The organism is Alicyclobacillus herbarius DSM 13609 (assembly GCF_000430585.1).
GTDB lineage: Bacteria > Bacillota > Bacilli > Alicyclobacillales > Alicyclobacillaceae > Alicyclobacillus_G > Alicyclobacillus_G herbarius.
In genome coordinates, this window is the sequence record NZ_AUMH01000001.1 from 151,062 (window position 1) to 168,694 (window position 17,633).

The following is a 17,633-nucleotide window of genomic DNA, read 5'->3' on the forward strand; positions in this document are numbered from 1 at the left end:
TGGGGGCGCTCTTGGATGCTCGAACTTCCGCTCTGGCAGTTGATTCTCCGGATTTTGGTTCTCTATCTGTGTGTCATGCTCGCGCTGCGGTTTATGGGCAAGCGAGAGATTGGCCAACTTTCCGTGTTCGACTTTGTGGTCTCCGTCATGATTGCGGAGCTCTCGACCGTTCCCATGGAAGATACGCAGGTTCCTTTGCTTCAATCCGTCTTTTGCATCGGGGCACTCGTAGTTTTGCAAATCTTGGTGGCCGTACTGCAGTTAAAAAGCCATCGTTTCCGGCACTGGGTTGAAGGGGAACCGACCGTCCTGATTGAACACGGCCACATTCGTGACAAGGAGATGGCGCGCGCCCGCTACACGATGCATGATCTATTGACTCAGTTACGGGAGAAAGGATTCACGAATGTGGCGGACGTGGAATTTGCCATCTTGGAAACGTCGGGAGAGTTAAGCGTGTTTCCGCGCGCTGAGCGCCAGCCGTTGACACCGGCCGACGCGGGGATTGCGGCAGAGCCGGTCGGAATGCCTATGCCGCTCGTCGTGGATGGCCAGATTGTCGGCAAAACCTTAACGCAGATTGGTCAAGACCGCTCTTGGTTGGAATCCGAACTCAAGCGGCGCGGCTACGGCCAAATTCAGGATGTGATGTATGCGGCGATTGACCGTCATGGCCGGTTACATATCGATGTCCGCGATGCCCCCGACCTACAGAGGTCAGACGGTGAACGGGAAGCACTTGAGAATGCGCGCCAGAGTGGGCCCAATACGCGGGATGCGGGAGAGGTTGACAGTGGTGAGGACTCGCATCGAACCAAGTAGCCAGGTATACACGAGACCCCCGATGGCGATGGCTAACAGGATGGACCCCGTGTTGTTGGGGGCTTCCGATTGGCGAAGGAGCTCAAGGACAATCAGCATGCCAAAGGAGGCCAGCGCAATCTTCGCCGTATCGTCGATCCGGATGGCAAATCCGATTTGCTGATACACGCTGATGAAATTCAGCGTGGTCGTCAGGACGACGGACGCCGACGTGGCCAAGGCCACGCCGAGAATTCCAAGACCAGGGCGGGCGGCCAGCAGGTACATCAGGATGAGTTGGACAACCCCGCCGATGACCGAATTGCGCATCGCCGCTCCCGCGTGATTAAGTCCCTGCAGGATACTCGCTAGTGGTCCACGTAGATACAGAAGAAATCCACTGGGAGCCATGAGGGCTAAAATCGGACCTACCCCGGGTTCTCCGTAAATGGCTTGACAGAGCGGTGTCGCGAACAACGTCAGGATGACCGACATCGGGAACCCCACCAAGGCAGTGGCCTTCCAGGTCTGCATCAATCGGATGCGGATTCGCCCATGTTGGCCGTCCGCAGCCGCCTCTGAGACCGCAGGCACCAGCGTGGTGGCCAAGGCGCCTGTGAAGACAGTGGGAAACACTAAGAGCGGGATGGCCATGCCGCCGTACTGGCCGTACAGCATGGTCGCGGTTTGCGCGCTGAAACCGGCCAAGACCAGCGCACGCGTGACCAGCACCGGTTCGGCCGCGTACAGCAAAGAACCAATGAGACGGTTCAAGGTGACAGGGGCGGCGACTTCCGCGATGGCGTAGAGGGTTTGTTTGGTCGTCTCCAGGCTACGGTTGGGCGCATCGGCGAAGAGGACCGAGACGCGAGCCCGACGTCGGTATTGGATGGCGAGAAAGATGAGTCCTGCCAACTCCCCGCACATCATCCCGAGCATTGCCGCCGCAGCCGCGTACGCTAGGCTGACGTGCACAAAATAGGCGGCCAGTACCCAGACGCTCAAGATGCGCACGATGGTCTCGACGATGGAGGCCCAGGCAGGGGGCGACATATCCTGTAACCCCTGAAAGTACCCGCGAAAGATGCTGGCGATGGCGATGATGGATACAATCGGAATCATAGCCAGGTAGGTCGGGTATGCCATCGGATCGGTCAGCCAGTAACGCCGGACAAGGCCGCGGAGAAACCACATCAACAGCGTGAACACCACGGCCATCATGAGGATCACGGCTGTACTCACTCGTAAAACCCGCAGGGTACGGACTTTATCCCGCTGCACGACGGTCTCGGCAACCAGTTTCGAGATGGCAACCGGCAAGCCGGCCGTCACAAACGTTAGAATGAGGCTCAGGAGGGGGCTGACCAGCTGAAACAGGCCAATACCTTGGGCGCCAATCAGACGCGTGAGAAAGATCCGATAGACAAAGCCGAGGATGCGATTGACAAGCTGGGCGGCAATGAGAATCATAGCCCCATGCAAAAAGGATCGGCGAACCACGAGCGTAACCCCTCCTTGCCGGACTGGAACGGACCCAAGCGGCGGACCTGATGAGGTCCCGGCAAACATGTATCGTACGCGTCCAGATTGGGGCACTGGTCGCCAGCGAGGCCTGGTCCCCAGGACAAAAGTCCACTAGACTGTTATCCCGTACAGGCCGGCGATAGCCCGGAGACCGTTTAGGCCGAGCGACAGTCCCGGAGTTCTGACGCTTTCTGGACAACCACTGATATCGGGCTTAGCAGATTGGTTTCATCGAAGCCCCCTGGGACAGACCGGGGCACGTCCTAAAGGAATCTGTATGCGCGAAGGGACGGAGTTAGTCGTGTTCTGCTGCAGGAATCCGCTTCAATTGCGGCGAAACATGGTAAGTGTAAAAGGCTGATGCGGCCGCTCTGCTTGAAAGCGTGTTGAGGGATGACAGCGGCGCCTGTGAGGGGTAGGGGGAACGAGAATGACTTCGAAGGAGGACCGGCCCGTTCGTGAACCAGGGACGTTGGCTCGGGAATGGTACGAGTACGAAGCAGATTTGCTGAATTTGTGCGCAGTAAAAGCAGACGAGTTCCGCTTGCTGGGCTATGAGCAGGTCAGCGCAGAGGATATCTGGCGCTGTGTGCGCGAGCGCATGCAAGGGGCGCAGCCGTTGCACCGGATGGTGGAAGCCATCCTTGGTTTGCAAGTCGGCCAGTTCATGAACTACGCGACACTGAATGCCTTTAAGGCGGGGCAGAAAGAGAACAGCCCGTTTGCCGATACGGGTTGGTTTGACGGTGGTAAGCGTGGTTGATTATACTAAAGGTCGTGTCGCTTTACGGAAGGTGTTCGTAAAGGTGACTGCGCTTTTGCGAACACCTTTGTCGGCGCGGTAGGGGAGGATAGGCACTGATGAGGTGGGGCCGCTTTCTGGGCTTTCTAGCGATTGTCTGCATGGTTCTCGGCGTGACCGCAGGCACCTCAATGAATATTTGGAAAACGATTCGTCTCGGTCTCGACTTGCAAGGCGGCATGGACCTTTTGTATAAGATTGAACCGCCGCAAGGGAAGCCGTTGACGGAAGCTGGAAAACAAGCGCTCTTGCAAGCGGTGCAGCTGCGCGTCAACTCGCTCGGTGTGGCCTCGCCGGTGATTGAGTTGGAGAGTGGGAACCAAATCCGCGTCGAGTTGGCGGGAAATTTCAATCAGCAAACAGCGGAACGGGTGATTGGCCAAACCGCCCAGCTTGAGATCTATGGCAGTGCCGTGCAAAAGAATGGCAAATGGGTGCCTGATCCCAAAGCGAAGCCGCTCATTACCGGGGCAGACATGCAGCCCAACAGCGCCCACGAAGCACAGGACGAGTACGGCAACATCGTGGTCGACCTCACGTTCAAGAACAAGCAAAAGTGGGCAGATATTACGAAGCAATACACCAACAAGACCCTCTACACATTCCTGAATGGGCAACTCTTGACGGCTGCTAGGGTAGATGGCGAAATCCCCAACGGACAGACGCAGCTGTCGGGCAACTTTACAGTTCAAAGCGCGACCGAGTTGGCAAAAGAACTCAACGCCGGGGCCCTTCCGTATCCCTTGAAGCTGATTAGCTCCATGAATGTGGGGCCGACTCTCGGTATGGTGTCCTTAAAGGCCACCCTATGGGCGGGTCTCGCGGCCGTGGCGTTAATCTTCCTCTTTATGATTATCGTCTATCGACTGGCCGGCGTGGTGGCCGACTTGGCCTTGGTCGCCTATGGGTATCTCACCCTTGTCACCTTCTCTGGGATGCACGTCGTCTTAACCTTATCTGGTTTGGCCGCGCTCGTGCTTGGCATGGGCATGGCAGTCGACGCCAACATTATCACTTACGAACGGGTGAAAGACGAGGTTCGTGCTGGCAAGAGCCTGCAATCAGCGGTTATCGCGGGCAACAAGCGAGCCTTGCGTACTATCGTCGACGCCAACGCAACCACGTTTATCGCGGGCGCTGTGATGTACTGGTTTGGTCAAGGGGACATTCGCGGTTTCGCTGTGGCGCTCATGATTAGCATCATCATCAGCATGTTGACAGCCGTCCTGCTCAGTCGCGCGATGCTGCTTTTGCTCACCCGGTCTGGCGTAGTCCACCGTCCATGGTGGTACGGGGCGCCGAGAGGGGTGGTGAAACCGTGAAGGTGCGTTTTGACATCGTTGGGCGCCGCAACTGGTTTTTCGCCTTGTCGCTAGCCATTACTGTCATTGGCCTGGTTGTTTTTTTGACGATGGGATTTAATCTCGGCACGGACTTTAAGGCAGGTTCACGGGTGCAGATGGACCTCGGGGAGACCGTGAATATCAATGAGGTACGCGCCATGATGCACGATGCGGGGCTTAGTGTCGGGCAGGACGCCATCACTGTAGCCGGCAAGGGACGACAAACCGCGATTGTCCGTTTTCCCCAGGTCTTGACACCGACGCAGGTGGCGGACATCAGCCGGCTGGAGAAGCAGGAGTTTCCGCATTCCCACGGGGCGGCTATTTCCACGGTGTCGCCGTTTGTGGCCCAAGAGACGTCGCGCAAGGCCGTATGGGCCGTCCTCATAGCGTCCTTGTTCATTGTGGCGTATCTTGCCGTCCGGTTTGAATACCGGTTTGCGATTGCCGCCATTATCGCACTCTTGCACGACGCATTTATTGTAATGTCGGTGTTCGCCATGTTCCGGCTGGAGGTGGACTTGACGTTTGTGGCGGCGGTCCTTACCATTATCGGGTACTCTATCAACGACACGATTGTCATCTTTGACCGGATTCGCGAGAACCTGAAACTCGAGCAGCCAAAAACGTTTGACGAGCTAAAAGCGTTGGTGAACCGTAGCCTGTGGCAGACGATGACGCGTTCCATCAACACGGTCGTCACCGTACTCATCGCCGCTGTGATGCTGTATCTATTTGGCGGACAGTCGATTCACAACTTCACCTTGGCGCTGATTGTTGGCCTGGTCAGCGGCGCCTACAGTTCGATTTTTATCGCCAGTCCGATTTGGCTGGTCTGGCGCGGCCGCCAGATGAAGCGGGCCGCCGCGGAGGCGACAGAGAGCTCGTCCTAAGAGACCGCGAGGATTGCGATAAGTGCGCTCCGACAGGAGCGCATTCTTGATCTAGTTGGAGGGAGCGCGGTGCAAAGACCGGCGGATCGCCAATTACAAATCGCCGCCTGGAGCGGGCTGGTCGTCAACGTCGCCCTGACGCTCAGCAAGGCGGTCATTGGTTTGAACGCGGATAGCCGCGCTCTGTTGGCGGATGCGGTGCATTCGGGGGCAGACGTGTTTGGTTCCCTGGCGGTGATGGTGGGGCTACGCGTGGCCCGCAAGCCGCCAGACGCCGACCACCCGTACGGACACGGTAAGGCGGAACTGCTCAGTTCCGCGGTGGTGGCGGCGGTGCTGGTGTTGGTCGCCTTGCAGGTCGGATACGACTCCATTCGTTCCCTCTTTGCCTCCGTTAATCCGCCGTCGCCGCCGGCCGCCTGGATGGCCGCAGCCGCTATCGTCGTCAAGGAGATCTTGTATCAGTACTTTCATCGCTTGGGTAAGCGGCTGAACAGCCAATCTCTTCTCGCCAGCGCGGTGGATCACCGTTCCGATGTATTCGCCTCGTTGGCGGCCTTGGTCGGCATCGTGTTGGCGATTGTCGGAGAGCAGACCGGCGTCCGCGGACTCCTCTATATGGATGGGGTAGCGGGTGCGGTGGTCGCGCTCTTGGTCTTGAAGATGGGGTATGATTTGGCGCGGGAAACGGCTCAACCTTTGATGGACCGGGTGCTGGAGGGTGAGGAAATGACCCCTTATCAGACCTGTGTCCGCCGCGTGGCGGGGGTGCGGCGGATTGACGAGCTGCGCGTGCGCGATCACGGTCAGTACGTGATTGTGGACGTGAAAATCGGGGTGGACGCTGAGATCACGGTGGCCCACGGACACGCCATTGCTGCGGACGTCAAGCAGGTGTTGATGCACGAATTTCCGCGTGTCTTGGACGTGTTGGTCCACGTCAATCCGTATTATGCGGAAGACGCACAGGACCCGCGACGAGATCGAGAGGGGAGAGGAGACGGATGACCACGCCGTTGTGGCGGACGGCTGCGGTAAGCCCGGAGCGTGCCCGGAACCTAGCCCAGCAACTGGCGATTCCGGTGCGCGTGGCGCGGTGGTTGTGCGCACGGGGCGTGGATGAACAGCCCGATCCCGGTGCCTGGCTGGCGCCGGAGCGCATCCCGTATTCCAATCCGTTCGACTTTGACGACATGGGACGGGCGGTGGAGCGGATACGTCGCGCGGTATCGGCCGGCGAGCGGATCGCCATCGTGGGCGATTATGATGTAGACGGCGTGACGGCAAGCGCGATTCTCATGGACGGTCTGGAGCAGCTGAGGGCGCAGGCTGTGTGTCTGTTGCCACATCGAGAACGGGACGGGTACGGATTGTCAGAAACGCTGGTCGAGCGAGCCTTGGCTGCCGGGTGCCGGTTGATTGTGACGGTCGACAACGGCATCCGCGCTACGGCGGCGATTGCCTACGCCCTGAAAAAAGGGATTGACGTCGTCATCACGGACCACCATGAGCCTGGAGAGGAATCCCTGCCGGGCGGGCTGCCTGTGGTGCATTGGTCACGGGCGAGTTGTCCGGACCTCAAACGGCTCTCCGGAGCCGGGGTCGCATGGAAGGTCTGCCAGGCCCTGTTCGCGGCGACCGGAGCGGCAGGGCTAGACGACTCTCGTGAACGAGACGAAGGCGAGGCCTATCGGCTTGGACTGGCGGCGCTCGGGGCGTTGGCGGACGTGATGCCGATGCTGGGGGAGAACCGCCGCCTGGTTCGGGACGGGTTGACAGCGCTGCGCGTCTGCCGCAGACCGGGTTGGCTGGCCCTTTGCGAACGGGCCGGCCTGAATCCGAACCGAGTGCGAGCCGATGACGTGTTGTGGCGGATTGCCCCTCGCCTGAATGCTGCGGGTCGCATGGACACGGCGGATCACGCCCTGCAGCTGTTGCTCGCCAAAGATGTGGGCACAGCGATGGCGCTGGCGGAGACGATTGAACACCTGAACAAGACTCGCAAGACGGAGACGGAACAGGGGTTTCTCCTGGCAAAGCGGCAGGCGGAAGAACAAATTCAAGCGGGCGCTGGTCTTCTCGTCACCCACGGTCCGTGGTCCATCGGCATCGCCGGGATTATCGCCGCCAAAGTCTGCGAGGCTTATGGTCGGCCATGTCTCGCCTTGTCCGACCAAGGGGACGACCTACTGCGGGGATCCGGCCGGGCCCCGGACGGGTTTCCTTTACATACCGCGTTGGCGGAAAACGCCGGGTTGTTCGATCACTTTGGCGGCCATGACGCGGCGGTCGGCTGTGGCGTCCGGCGGGAGAACCTGGGCGCAATCCAGCAGCAGCTGTCCGCCTTCGCCCGGTCGTGGCAGGCCGAGGCTGGGGCCGACTCGGCAGAAGAAACGGCGCGCCCGGCTGCGGACGACTTTCTGGCCCTGTCGGATGTGACTCTAGAACTCTGCGAGTGGATTGAACGCTTAGGGCCCTATGGACCGGAGTATCCCGTATGGCGGTTTTTCATTGGACCGGCGCGGATTGAACAGATTCGCCCTTTAGGTGGCGGACGGCACGTCCGATTGCGGGTGGTTGAGGCTGGCTGCCGGCAAGACTTGATCTGGTTCAATGTGCCTGCGGCTGTATCCGAGTGGCGGCCGGGCGACACGTTGACCGCCATTGTGGAGCTGGAGGAAAGTGTCTGGCAGGGGCGTCGGCGTGTGCAGCTGCGTATCGTGCAGGCTGGGATTTCGAACCGCATTCTCACGCGTGAACACTTTGCGGAGGTATACCGGCTCTTGCGCGCGCGGCGTCGTTTGCGGCAAGCAGAGGCCGGCCAAGACACGCCCGTTTACCGCTCGGATGAGATGGAGACGATGCTGAATACATTTGTCGAACTCGGGTTTGCCCGGCTGTCCAATCACGCGTATCATGTTGTTGAATCTGCACCCTCACGCGACTTGCGAGAGGCTGTCAATTATCAGCGCTACTTGCGGGTTGTGACACAATGGACGGTCTAATTCTTCGATAGGAGCGAAAGTATGGACATTCGAACGCATATCCGGGAGATTCCGGATTTCCCACAGCCCGGAATCCTGTTTCGCGATATCACCCCGCTCTTGGCCAATGGCGCGGGGTATCGTCAGGCCATTGATGAATTAGCGGCGTTTGCGAGGCAGTTGCAAGCTGAGCTGATTGTGGGCCCTGAGGCGCGTGGATACGTGGTCGGGGCACCGTTAGCCTATGCCTTGGGCGTTGGTTTTATCCCGGTTCGCAAGCGCGGCAAGCTGCCGGCGAAAACGGTCCAAGTCGAGTATCAGCTCGAATACGGCACAGACGTTTTGGAAATCCATGCGGACGCGGTTCGGCCCGGACAGCGGGTGGTGGTCGCAGACGACCTCTTGGCCACCGGTGGGACTATCGGGGCCACGATTGAACTGGTGCGCAAACTCGGGGGCCACGTGGTTGGCGCCGCGTTTTTGATTGAGCTGACCCACCTGCGGGGCCGGGACAAGCTCAAGGATATCGCCATACGGACGTTGGTTGAGTACTGATGGCGATGGCGCAGGAATGGGTGCGGCGGGGGAGTGGTCGTGTGTCGATTGAAGACCTGTGCGAGAAAGTAGCAACATACGCCAAACCAGAGGAACTCGATATTGTGCGGCGGGCCTATGCCTTGGCGGAAACGGCGCACAGCGGCCAGTTCCGCAAATCGGGCGATCCGTACATCACGCACCCATTAGCGGTGGCCGACATTTTGGCCGATTTGCGCCTGGACACGACCACCCTGGCGGCCGCACTCCTGCATGATGTGGTCGAGGACACCTCCGTCACCGGCGAGGATATTGTCCGCCAATTCGGGCCCGAGGTGGCCGCACTGGTGGACGGCGTGACGAAACTCAAGCGGATTAAGTTCGACTCCCGCGAGGAGCACCAGGCGGAGAACTTGCGCAAGATGTTCATGGCGATGGCCAAGGACATCCGTGTCCTCTTGATTAAACTGGCGGATCGACTGCATAACATGCGCACCCTGCGCTATCAGTCTCCCGAAAAGCAGGTTCGCACCGCCCGTGAGACGCTGGAGATTTTTGCTCCGTTGGCTCACCGGCTCGGCATCTACACAATGAAGTGGGAACTGGAGGATACCGCCCTTCGCTATCTGAACCCACAGCAGTACTACCGGATTGTCAACCTGATGGCGCAAAAACGTAAAGAACGGGAGCAGTACGTCGAGGGTGTGATGCAAATCCTGCGCAAACGGCTGCAGGAGCTGGACATCCAAGCGGAGGTCTCGGGACGGGCCAAGCACATCTACAGCATTTACCGGAAGATGGTCACTCAACATAAGGAGTTCAACGAAATCTACGACCTGTTCGCGGTCCGGGTCATTGTCGACAGCATCAAGGACTGTTACGGCGTCTTGGGCGTGGTTCACACCCTGTGGAAACCGATGCCGGGCCGGTTTAAGGATTACATCGCCATGCCAAAGGCGAACATGTATCAGAGTTTGCATACGACCGTCATCGGTCCGAATGGCGATCCGCTCGAAATCCAGATTCGCACCTGGGAGATGCACCAAACGGCCGAGTATGGGATTGCTGCGCACTGGGTGTACAAAGAAGGCGCCCAAAAGGCAGAGGGCAAGTTTGCCCAGAAGCTGGCCTGGTTCCGCGAGGTTCTCGAGTGGCAGCAGGACTTTCGCGATGCCCAGGAGTTCATGGAGACGCTCAAGATTGACCTGTTCTCCGACGAAGTGTTTGTGTTCACCCCAAAAGGCGATGTCATCGAACTTCCGGCCGGATCGGTCCCGATTGATTTTGCCTACCGTATCCACACGGACATCGGCAACCGCTGCATCGGCGCCAAGGTGAACGGAAAGATTGTCCCGTTAGATTACAAGTTGAAAACGGGCGACATTGTCGAGGTCTTGACCTCACGGCACAGCTACGGGCCAAGCCGCGATTGGCTGAAAATTGTACAATCTTCCCAGGCAAAAAGCAAGATTCGCCAGTGGTTCAAAAAGGAGAAGCGGGAGGAGAACATCAGCCGCGGGCGGGAGTTGGTGGAGAAGGAGTTGGTGCGCCAGCGCCTAAACCCGGGTGACCTGATGACACCCGCGTACATCGCGGACATCCTGCAGAAGTTTAACTTCACGCGCGAGGAAGACCTATTTGCGGCGGTCGGTTACGGTGGCCTCAGCCCGGTCCAGGTGGTCACGCGTTTGGTGGAGCGCTACCGCAAGGACCATCAGGAAGCGGCGATTGAAGTGGTCAATCGCGAGTTTGCTCCGCGTTCGCGCCGCAATCACACGGGTGTGCGAGTCAAGGGTGCCGATAATTTGCTGGTGCGGTTTGCGCGTTGTTGTAATCCGGTGCCCGGGGATGAAATCGTCGGCTTTGTCACCCGCGGCCGCGGCGTATCGGTGCACCGGACGGATTGTCCCAATGTGGAGGAACTGCGTCAGGATGCGGCGCGGATGTTGGAGGTGGAGTGGGCACCCACGCCCGATTCGGACTACCGCGTGGAGTTGGAGATTTTGGCCCTCGACCGCAACGGTCTGCTGAACGAAGTCATGAACGCGATGGCCGAGACGAAGACGGACGTGACGGCGGTGAGTGGCCGCGCGGACAGTCGGCGGATTGCGCACATTCACCTGAGCGTCCGCATCCATAACTTGGAACATTTACGCACCGTGGTGGAACGTCTCAAGCGCTTGAAAGACGTGCAAAGCGTGCGCCGGGTGATTTTATGAAGCAGGTTTGTGCAACGGTTGGTCATCGTGTGAACAGGGAGGTGGTGACATGCGTGCAGTCGTACAACGATCCGGACCGGCCACGGTTCAGGTTGATGAGGAGGTGGTGGGGCGGATTGACCATGGTCTCGTGGTCCTTTTGGGCGTGGGCGTCGAGGACGAGGACGAAGACGCCGCGTATTTGGCAGAAAAGGTGGCTCATCTGCGCATTTTTGAAGACGCCGATGGCAAGATGAACCTCGATGTTCAGACGGTGGGGGGCCAGGTGCTATCCGTCTCTCAGTTCACGCTCTATGGGGATGTGCGCAAGGGCCGTCGCCCCAACTATATGGCGGCCGCGCCTCCGGACAAGGCGCTACGATTGTACGAAGCGTTCAACGCAGAGCTGCGCCGTTTCGGGCTGCACGTGGAAACCGGCCGATTTGGTGCAATGATGCAGGTGTCCTTGGTGAACGACGGGCCGGTGACGATCTTGTTGGACAGTCGGCGCGGTTTTTAAACTCGGCTGCGATGGAAAGGGCACCGTCGAAAGCGGGAATTGGAGAGGCCAATGGCAACGCGTAATGTTCGGGAGCAATCGAGGGGGTGGAACCATGCGCGTGGATGTGTTTGTCGTCAGCCCGTTTGGGTCCAATTGTTATGTGTTGGCCGCCGACGACCGGGCAGGGGCCGAAGCGGTGATTATCGATCCGGGGGACACCGCGCTCGAACCCGTCTTCACCCACATTGACAAGCGGGGGTGGCGTGTGACGGCGGTATGGAACACGCACGCACACATTGACCATGTGCTCGGTGTGGACGCGGTCCGGCACCGCTACGGTGTCCCGGCGTTTGTGCATGCGGCGGATCAGCCACTCTGGGAGGCCGTGCCCGAATACGCGCGGCTGTGGTTGGGCCAGTCGGCGGCTGCCCTTGCCCCGCCCGACGGATTTTTTGCGGACGGAGACACGGTGTCCGTAGGCGGAAGGAAGTTTACCGTCTGGCACACACCGGGTCACTCGCCGGGCAGTGTATGTTTGGTCGGCAACGACTTTGTACTGACTGGCGACACCCTGTTCGCCGGCAGTATCGGCCGCACGGACCTGCCACTCTCGGATGCGGACGAAATGACCAATTCATTGCGCCGACTGTTAGAGCTGGACGATTCCCTGGTCCTCTATCCCGGCCACATGCAGGCGACGACGATGGGGAAGGAGCGAAAGACGAATCCGTTCCTGCGTTCTCTCTAACCCCTTTTCGGAAATCCATCTAAGGGATTGCCCCGCACGCGGACAAGCACTTTCTGGCGCGGGCGCTGGGCGGAATGCCCCAGCGCCCAAGGGACGTGCCATAGGGTTGGCTCTGGTTTCACTTGCTGTTTTCGGCCAGTTTTGCGACGGTATGCAGTGATTCGGAAGAACCCAGCAACAGGAGCTTGTCGTCCGGTTCAATCACGTCCTGGGCGGAGACGGGAAAAAGGGTCTCGCGTCCCCGGATAATCAGCACCACCTGAACCCCGAAACGCCGCGGCAAGTTCAATTCCTCAAGGGACTTATGAAGTAGCTCGCCCCCGGCGGTTACCTCCATCATGAAGACCTCTTCATACAGTTCGAACATCTCCAGAACGGCGGAACGGGTTAACATCCGCGCGATACGCACACCCGAATCATGTTCCGGATACACCACCATGTCTGCGCCCAACCGCTCCAGGATCTTGCCGTGGGTGGGGTGTGTCGCCTTGGCTACCACGTAGAGGCCGAAGTCTTTACAATTGATGGTGGCATGGTTGGAACTTGTCTCGTTATCGCCGATGGCGACAATGACGGCGTCGACATCTTTAAATCCGGCTTCTGCGAGGAAGTCACTATCCTCCGCGTTGCCAATCGCGGTGTGACATAACGGGGCCAATTGCTCGAGACAGCTCGGGTCGCGGTCAACGATGAGCACGTTATGACCGTGCCGTAGCAGCTCTTGAGCAGCACCCGTGCCAAAGCGGCCAGCACCAATAATGCCGATGGTTTTCGGTTGACGGCGACTCGTCCCATTGAGAAAGCGACCAGGTCCAATTCCCGTCAAGCCACGGTTTTTTGCCATGACGAACTACCCCTATCCGATGAAGATCTTTTCTGGAACGTGTCTGGCTTTGGACTGCGCCTGCTGAGTGATACTGAGCAGGAACGTGAAGATGCCGATACGTCCGATGTACATCGTAAAGATTATCACCCATTTCATCGGCGTGCCAATCACCCCGGTGATGCCCGTGCTCAGTCCGACGGTACCGAAGGCGGAGACTTCCTCAAACAGGACCTTCATCAACGGGATGTCCGGTTCCAGCGCGGCATCCACCAGTGTGCAGCCCATGACAACCCCCATCGACAACAAGAAGATCACCAGCGAGCGATGGGCAATCTCAAACGGAATGGAGCGTTCCCCGACGACAATCTCCGGATTGCCGCGGATGGTTGCGATGGCGGTCTTCATCAGGGTGTAGAACGTTGTCGTCTTAATCCCACCGCCGGTGGAACCGGGCGAAGCCCCGATGAACATGAGGATGGTCATGATAAACCAGGTCACTTCCCGCATGGACCCGACCGGAATGGTATCAAACCCGGCGGTGCGCGTGCTGACGGACATAAACCAGGCGTTCAAGACTTTGCTCGGCCAGGACAGCTCCCGCATAGAGGCGTTTGCTTCAAAGGCGAAGATGAGCATCGTGCCCACCACGAGCAGGATGGCCGTCATGAGCAGGACGATCCGTGTGTGTAACGACAGCTTGCGGCGTACGGGATACGAGTACAGTTCCGCCAGCACGACGAAACCAAGCCCGCCGAGGATGATAAGAACACTGGTCAGCAGGACGACGAACGCGTCATTATGAAACCCTTCGAGGTTGTTGCTCCAGATGTCGAATCCGGCGTTGTTAAAGGCGGAGATGCAGTGAAACACAGCGATACCCACGGCTCTCACCCAAGCGTAGCCATAGACGAAGTGCAGGTATAGGGCGAGCAATAGGCTGGCCACGCCTTCGATGGTAAAACTGTAGTAAAGAATGTTCTTAAACAGGCGGACCACGCCGACCAGTCCGAAGTTTCGGTCCTGTGCCATCAAGACCCGGGTCCCAAAGGGGATTTTCCGACCCATGAGCAGATAGATGGTGGTGGTAATAAGGGTGATACCTGCGCCGCCGACTTGTATCCACAGTGCGATGACGGCGTCGCCAAAGGGAGTCCAGGCCGTTGCCGTGTTGACGGTATTCAGCCCCGTGACGTAGCAAGCGCTGGCTGCGGTAAACACGGCGTCTGTAAAACTCACGCCTACGCGGCGCGAGATGGGCAGTAGCAGCACAATCGCGCCCAGTAAAGCAAATCCGGCGTAGCTGAGCGCAATCCGCTGGGTGGGGCTGAAGCGTGGCAACTTCACTGGGCTTCCTCCTTGTTCACGTTTCGTTGCGCTGGCCGCGTTTCATTCGGGCGCTGTCGCTAGGTGGGAAGGCCTCAATTGTGGCGGCACTGTTCGATGTGATCTGCGATGGCCTCTAGTGGTACCTGCGCGTCTGCCAGACCAGCCTGCCAGACGGATCTTGGCATACCGTAGATCACGCAGCTCTCCGGCGCTTCGACAATCACGTAACCGCCGCCGGTTTTCACCTGCCGACAGCCTTCGGTTCCGTCTCGTCCCATGCCGGTGAGAATGACCGCTAATAACCGTTGTTGGTAAATCGGGACCAACGACTCTAGGGTGACATCGATGCAAGGTCGGTATAAGTATACCCCGGGTGCCTCGTCAATGTGGAAGCGAATGGACGTGTCTGCCTGCAGACGAGTCTGAAACCCGGCTGGAGCGATGTAGATGCGGCCGGGAGTCACCTCTTCTCCGTGCTTGGCCTCTGAAACCGGCAGGGGACAGAGGCGATTAAGGTGGTCTGCGAGCGTCACCGTAAATCCTTTCGTCATGTGCTGACAGACCAAAATCGGGGCCGGAAAGTCCGGGCCAAATCGGGGGAGCAGCCGTGCGAGCGCAGCTGGGCCTCCGGTCGACGCGCCAATGAGCAAAAACCCGGGCCAGTTGTCGGGGAATGGTCCTGCCGCCAAACCTTTCGTCGTCACTCGAACAACCCTCACTTGTCATAACGTTCCTGTCTACTATACCTGGCACTCGACCGAGGGGGAAACCACCTCTCCACAGCGTGTGGCTTATTGTCGGGATTTGTTGGTTGTGATACCATGAATGCAATACATGGTCCAAGCCTTTCCGGGCATGGAACTCTTGCATTCCTCTTCAAAACTTGATTCGGCAGCGTAAAAGGGCAAACCAGTGGAAACGCTGGGACGCAAAACTACGGGTCTACGGGTCTGGCTGGTCTTTGCAAGCTCGACCTAGGATCGCCGGGGTGCCGTTGCAGTCGGGCAGCCCGTGCGGGCTGCCCTTTTTTCGCGGCACCGATAGAAAACAGTCGTACATCGCACATCGAGGCTGCAATCTGTAGAGAGGTAAGGGTGTGTTCGTGAGTGGAAAAGGTAACCAGTGTTCGCTTTCGTTTGCCGTCGGTAGGCCGCTTCGGTCGCATTGCATCCGTTAGAATGCGTTTGTTGGTTTCCTTCCTCGTCTTGCTCATCGTACCTGCGCTGGTGATTGGCTGGTTCTCCTTTCAGGCTGCGGACCGGCATGTAAAATCGGAAGTCAATTCCTCCGCGATTTCCAACGTCACGTTGTTTGATCAATCCTTGACCACGTTTTTCACCCAGCAGGAAGAAAACATCACGTTTCTTGCTAATAACGCGGACGCCATTTTAATTTCGGGCAAGAAAGACGAATTGAATACCGTTCTGCAAGACTTTTATACCTCGCATGACGGGCTGGTGCTGCGCGCCTTCGTCGCGACGAATAAGGGCTTGTATGTGCAACCGTCCGGGACGCAAAATAACAACTTCAACCCGGTGAACACGGACTGGTATAAAGAAGCCGCCAGCTCATCTGGCTCCATCGTGATTGGCAATCCAGTCTACGATGCTGCCAGCAGCACCTATGTGATTCCGATTGCCCGTGCGCTCCCCAACGGAGATGGCGTGATTGGGCTCGAGTTGTTGGCCAATCCCATCACCTCCATGGCGCAACAGGTCAAGATCGGTCAGAGCGGTCACCTGGCGGTCTTGACGAACGACCGGGTCGTCATCTCGAATCAGGGAATGCACACCGGTAGTGTGCTGAAGGACGCTGCCTGGAAACCACTCTTTTCCGGTCAGACCGGGCAGTTTGACGTGCGGACGAATGGATCGTCCGAGCACATCGAGTATGAGACCAACAAGTTGACGGGTTGGAAAGAGGCCGCTGTCATTCTCCCGCGGGAATACACAGCGGCAGCGGCCCCCATCCGGAGTATTACTATATTGGTTATTGTCATTACGCTCATCGTTGGTTTAATTCTCATGTTCTTCGTTGTTCGGTCGATTACTGAGCCGCTCTCGGAGCTGATGCGGGCCGCAGAGGACATAGGCAAGGGAGACCTGACCCAGCGTATCCCGGTTGGCGGCCGGGACGAATTGGGCCGTTTGGCGGAGACGTTCAATGAAATGTCGAAGTCGCTGCGGGAGATTATCCACGAGGTCAGTGAAACCGCTGGGCAGGTCTCAGCCTCGGCGGAAGAGCTGAGTGCCAGTGCGGAGGAGAACAGCCGCGCGACGGAACAAGTGACGCTGACGGTTCAGGAGACGGCCGCCGGGATGGAGCGGCAGGCGCAGATTGTGGAGGATGCGCGCGGACAAGTTGCGCATATGGTGGGCGAAATGCAGCGCGTGCGGGACGCCTCTGAACAGGTGGCGCATGCAGCTCAGGATGCCTCCCTCGTGGCCTCGCGCGGACGCGCAGACCTCGAATCGGTGATTGCCCAAATGCGTGCCATCGAAGACCGGGTCCATCAACTGGCCGACGTGATTCAAGGGCTGGGCGACCGCTCCCGTGAGATTGGCGAGATTGTCGAAGTCATTACGGGGATTGCGGATCAAACCAACCTCCTGGCTTTGAACGCGGCCATTGAAGCCGCGCGAGCCGGGGAGATGGGCCGGGGCTTTGCGGTGGTTGCGGATGAAGTGCGCAAACTGGCGGAAGAGTCCACGGCTTCCGCGAAACAAATCGTGATGCGGATTGAAGCGATTCAGGCCGAAACCGAGAACGCCGCTCACTCTATGGCAGAGAGCGTGGAGGCGGTTGGGCAGGGCGTTCAGCGCGCCAGCCGGGCAAACGCGTCGTTTCAGCAGATTCTCCAGGCGGTCGGTGACGTGGCAGCCCAGATACAGGCCGTTTCGGCGGCGGTCGGACAAATGGCTGAGCACACCGAACGCTTCCAGGATGGCATGGACGGTGTTGCGAACGTGACGGAAACCACTTCTGCCGGCATGCAGACGGTGGCTGCATCAGCCGAGGAACAGTTAGCCTCGATGGAGGAGATTACGGCTTCGGCAGGGGCGCTGAGTGAGATGGCCGAACAGTTGCAGAAGCGGATTGGCCATTTCCGTGTCTGAGGTGATTTGGCGGGTAGCTACAGACGGCCCGTCACG

Annotated in this window: 15 protein-coding genes and 1 riboswitch; of the genes, 11 read left to right on the forward strand and 4 right to left on the reverse strand. The window is 58.7% G+C overall.

Annotated features, from left to right (window positions below; all coding sequences use genetic code 11):
* The first annotated feature begins 15 nt into the window (after positions 1-15).
* Entirely contained in the window at positions 16-822 is an 807-nt protein-coding gene (locus tag H522_RS0100760; protein WP_026960837.1) for a DUF421 domain-containing protein, read from the forward strand.
* Here H522_RS0100760 and spoVB read toward each other — a convergent pair.
* Positions 718-2,301, reverse strand: a complete 1,584-nt coding sequence (gene spoVB / locus H522_RS0100765; RefSeq protein WP_026960838.1) for a stage V sporulation protein B — start codon at positions 2,299-2,301, stop codon at positions 718-720. The two genes, H522_RS0100760 and spoVB, sit on opposite strands and share 105 nt — an antisense overlap.
* A gap of 454 nt (positions 2,302-2,755) precedes the next feature.
* Between spoVB and H522_RS16715 the strand changes: the two genes are divergently transcribed.
* From H522_RS16715 to H522_RS0100810, 9 genes are all read left to right on the forward strand, one after another.
* Positions 2,756-3,088, forward strand: coding sequence for a post-transcriptional regulator (locus tag H522_RS16715; protein ID WP_081411739.1), 333 nt, complete (start codon positions 2,756-2,758; stop codon positions 3,086-3,088).
* 98 nt (positions 3,089-3,186) lie between these two features.
* Positions 3,187-4,449 (forward strand): protein translocase subunit SecD, encoded by a 1,263-nt coding sequence (gene secD, locus H522_RS0100775; RefSeq protein WP_026960839.1) that lies wholly within the window; start codon positions 3,187-3,189, stop codon positions 4,447-4,449.
* A complete protein-coding gene (gene secF / locus H522_RS0100780; protein WP_026960840.1) occupies positions 4,446-5,363 on the forward strand; it encodes a protein translocase subunit SecF in 918 nt (305 codons plus the stop codon). Before secD ends, secF begins: the two co-directional genes overlap by 4 nt.
* Positions 5,364-5,432: 69 nt before the next feature.
* Positions 5,433-6,371, forward strand: a complete 939-nt coding sequence (locus H522_RS0100785; RefSeq protein WP_026960841.1) for a cation diffusion facilitator family transporter — start codon at positions 5,433-5,435, stop codon at positions 6,369-6,371.
* Complete coding sequence (recJ, locus tag H522_RS0100790) at positions 6,368-8,368, forward strand: single-stranded-DNA-specific exonuclease RecJ (RefSeq protein WP_026960842.1); 2,001 nt, start codon at positions 6,368-6,370, stop codon at positions 8,366-8,368. The genes H522_RS0100785 and recJ overlap by 4 nt, the downstream gene beginning before the upstream one ends.
* Positions 8,369-8,389: 21 nt before the next feature.
* Positions 8,390-8,902 carry an adenine phosphoribosyltransferase gene (locus H522_RS0100795; protein ID WP_026960843.1) on the forward strand — a complete coding sequence of 171 codons (513 nt, stop codon included), beginning with the start codon at positions 8,390-8,392 and terminating at the stop codon, positions 8,900-8,902.
* Positions 8,902-11,100 (forward strand): RelA/SpoT family protein, encoded by a 2,199-nt coding sequence (locus tag H522_RS0100800; RefSeq protein WP_281173053.1) that lies wholly within the window; start codon positions 8,902-8,904, stop codon positions 11,098-11,100. The genes H522_RS0100795 and H522_RS0100800 overlap by 1 nt, the downstream gene beginning before the upstream one ends.
* 49 nt (positions 11,101-11,149) lie before the next feature.
* A complete protein-coding gene (gene dtd, locus H522_RS0100805; RefSeq protein ID WP_026960845.1) occupies positions 11,150-11,599 on the forward strand; it encodes a D-aminoacyl-tRNA deacylase in 450 nt (149 codons plus the stop codon).
* Between the two features lie 94 nt (positions 11,600-11,693).
* Positions 11,694-12,329, forward strand: a complete 636-nt coding sequence (locus tag H522_RS0100810) for an MBL fold metallo-hydrolase (protein WP_026960846.1) — start codon at positions 11,694-11,696, stop codon at positions 12,327-12,329.
* A gap of 118 nt (positions 12,330-12,447) precedes the next feature.
* On the opposite strand, the gene H522_RS0100815 is transcribed toward H522_RS0100810, so the two are convergent.
* The 3 genes from H522_RS0100815 to H522_RS16720 form a co-directional block, all read right to left on the reverse strand.
* Positions 12,448-13,173: a potassium channel family protein gene (locus tag H522_RS0100815; RefSeq protein ID WP_051343561.1), complete on the reverse strand. Its 726-nt coding sequence runs from the start codon at positions 13,171-13,173 to the stop codon at positions 12,448-12,450.
* 12 nt (positions 13,174-13,185) lie between these two features.
* Positions 13,186-14,499, reverse strand: a complete 1,314-nt coding sequence (locus H522_RS0100820; protein ID WP_026960848.1) for a TrkH family potassium uptake protein — start codon at positions 14,497-14,499, stop codon at positions 13,186-13,188.
* A 74-nt stretch (positions 14,500-14,573) separates the two neighbouring features.
* Entirely contained in the window at positions 14,574-15,185 is a 612-nt protein-coding gene (locus H522_RS16720) for a CheB methylesterase domain-containing protein (protein ID WP_051343562.1), read from the reverse strand.
* A 189-nt stretch (positions 15,186-15,374) separates the two neighbouring features.
* A riboswitch (cyclic di-GMP riboswitch) is annotated at positions 15,375-15,477 on the forward strand.
* 110 nt (positions 15,478-15,587) lie between these two features.
* On the opposite strand from H522_RS16720, the gene H522_RS0100830 reads away from it, so the two are divergent.
* The gene (locus H522_RS0100830) at positions 15,588-17,597 is read left to right on the forward strand and encodes a methyl-accepting chemotaxis protein (protein ID WP_051343565.1); all 2,010 of its coding nucleotides are present in this window, start codon (positions 15,588-15,590) and stop codon (positions 17,595-17,597) included.
* Positions 17,598-17,633: the final 36 nt, after the last annotated feature.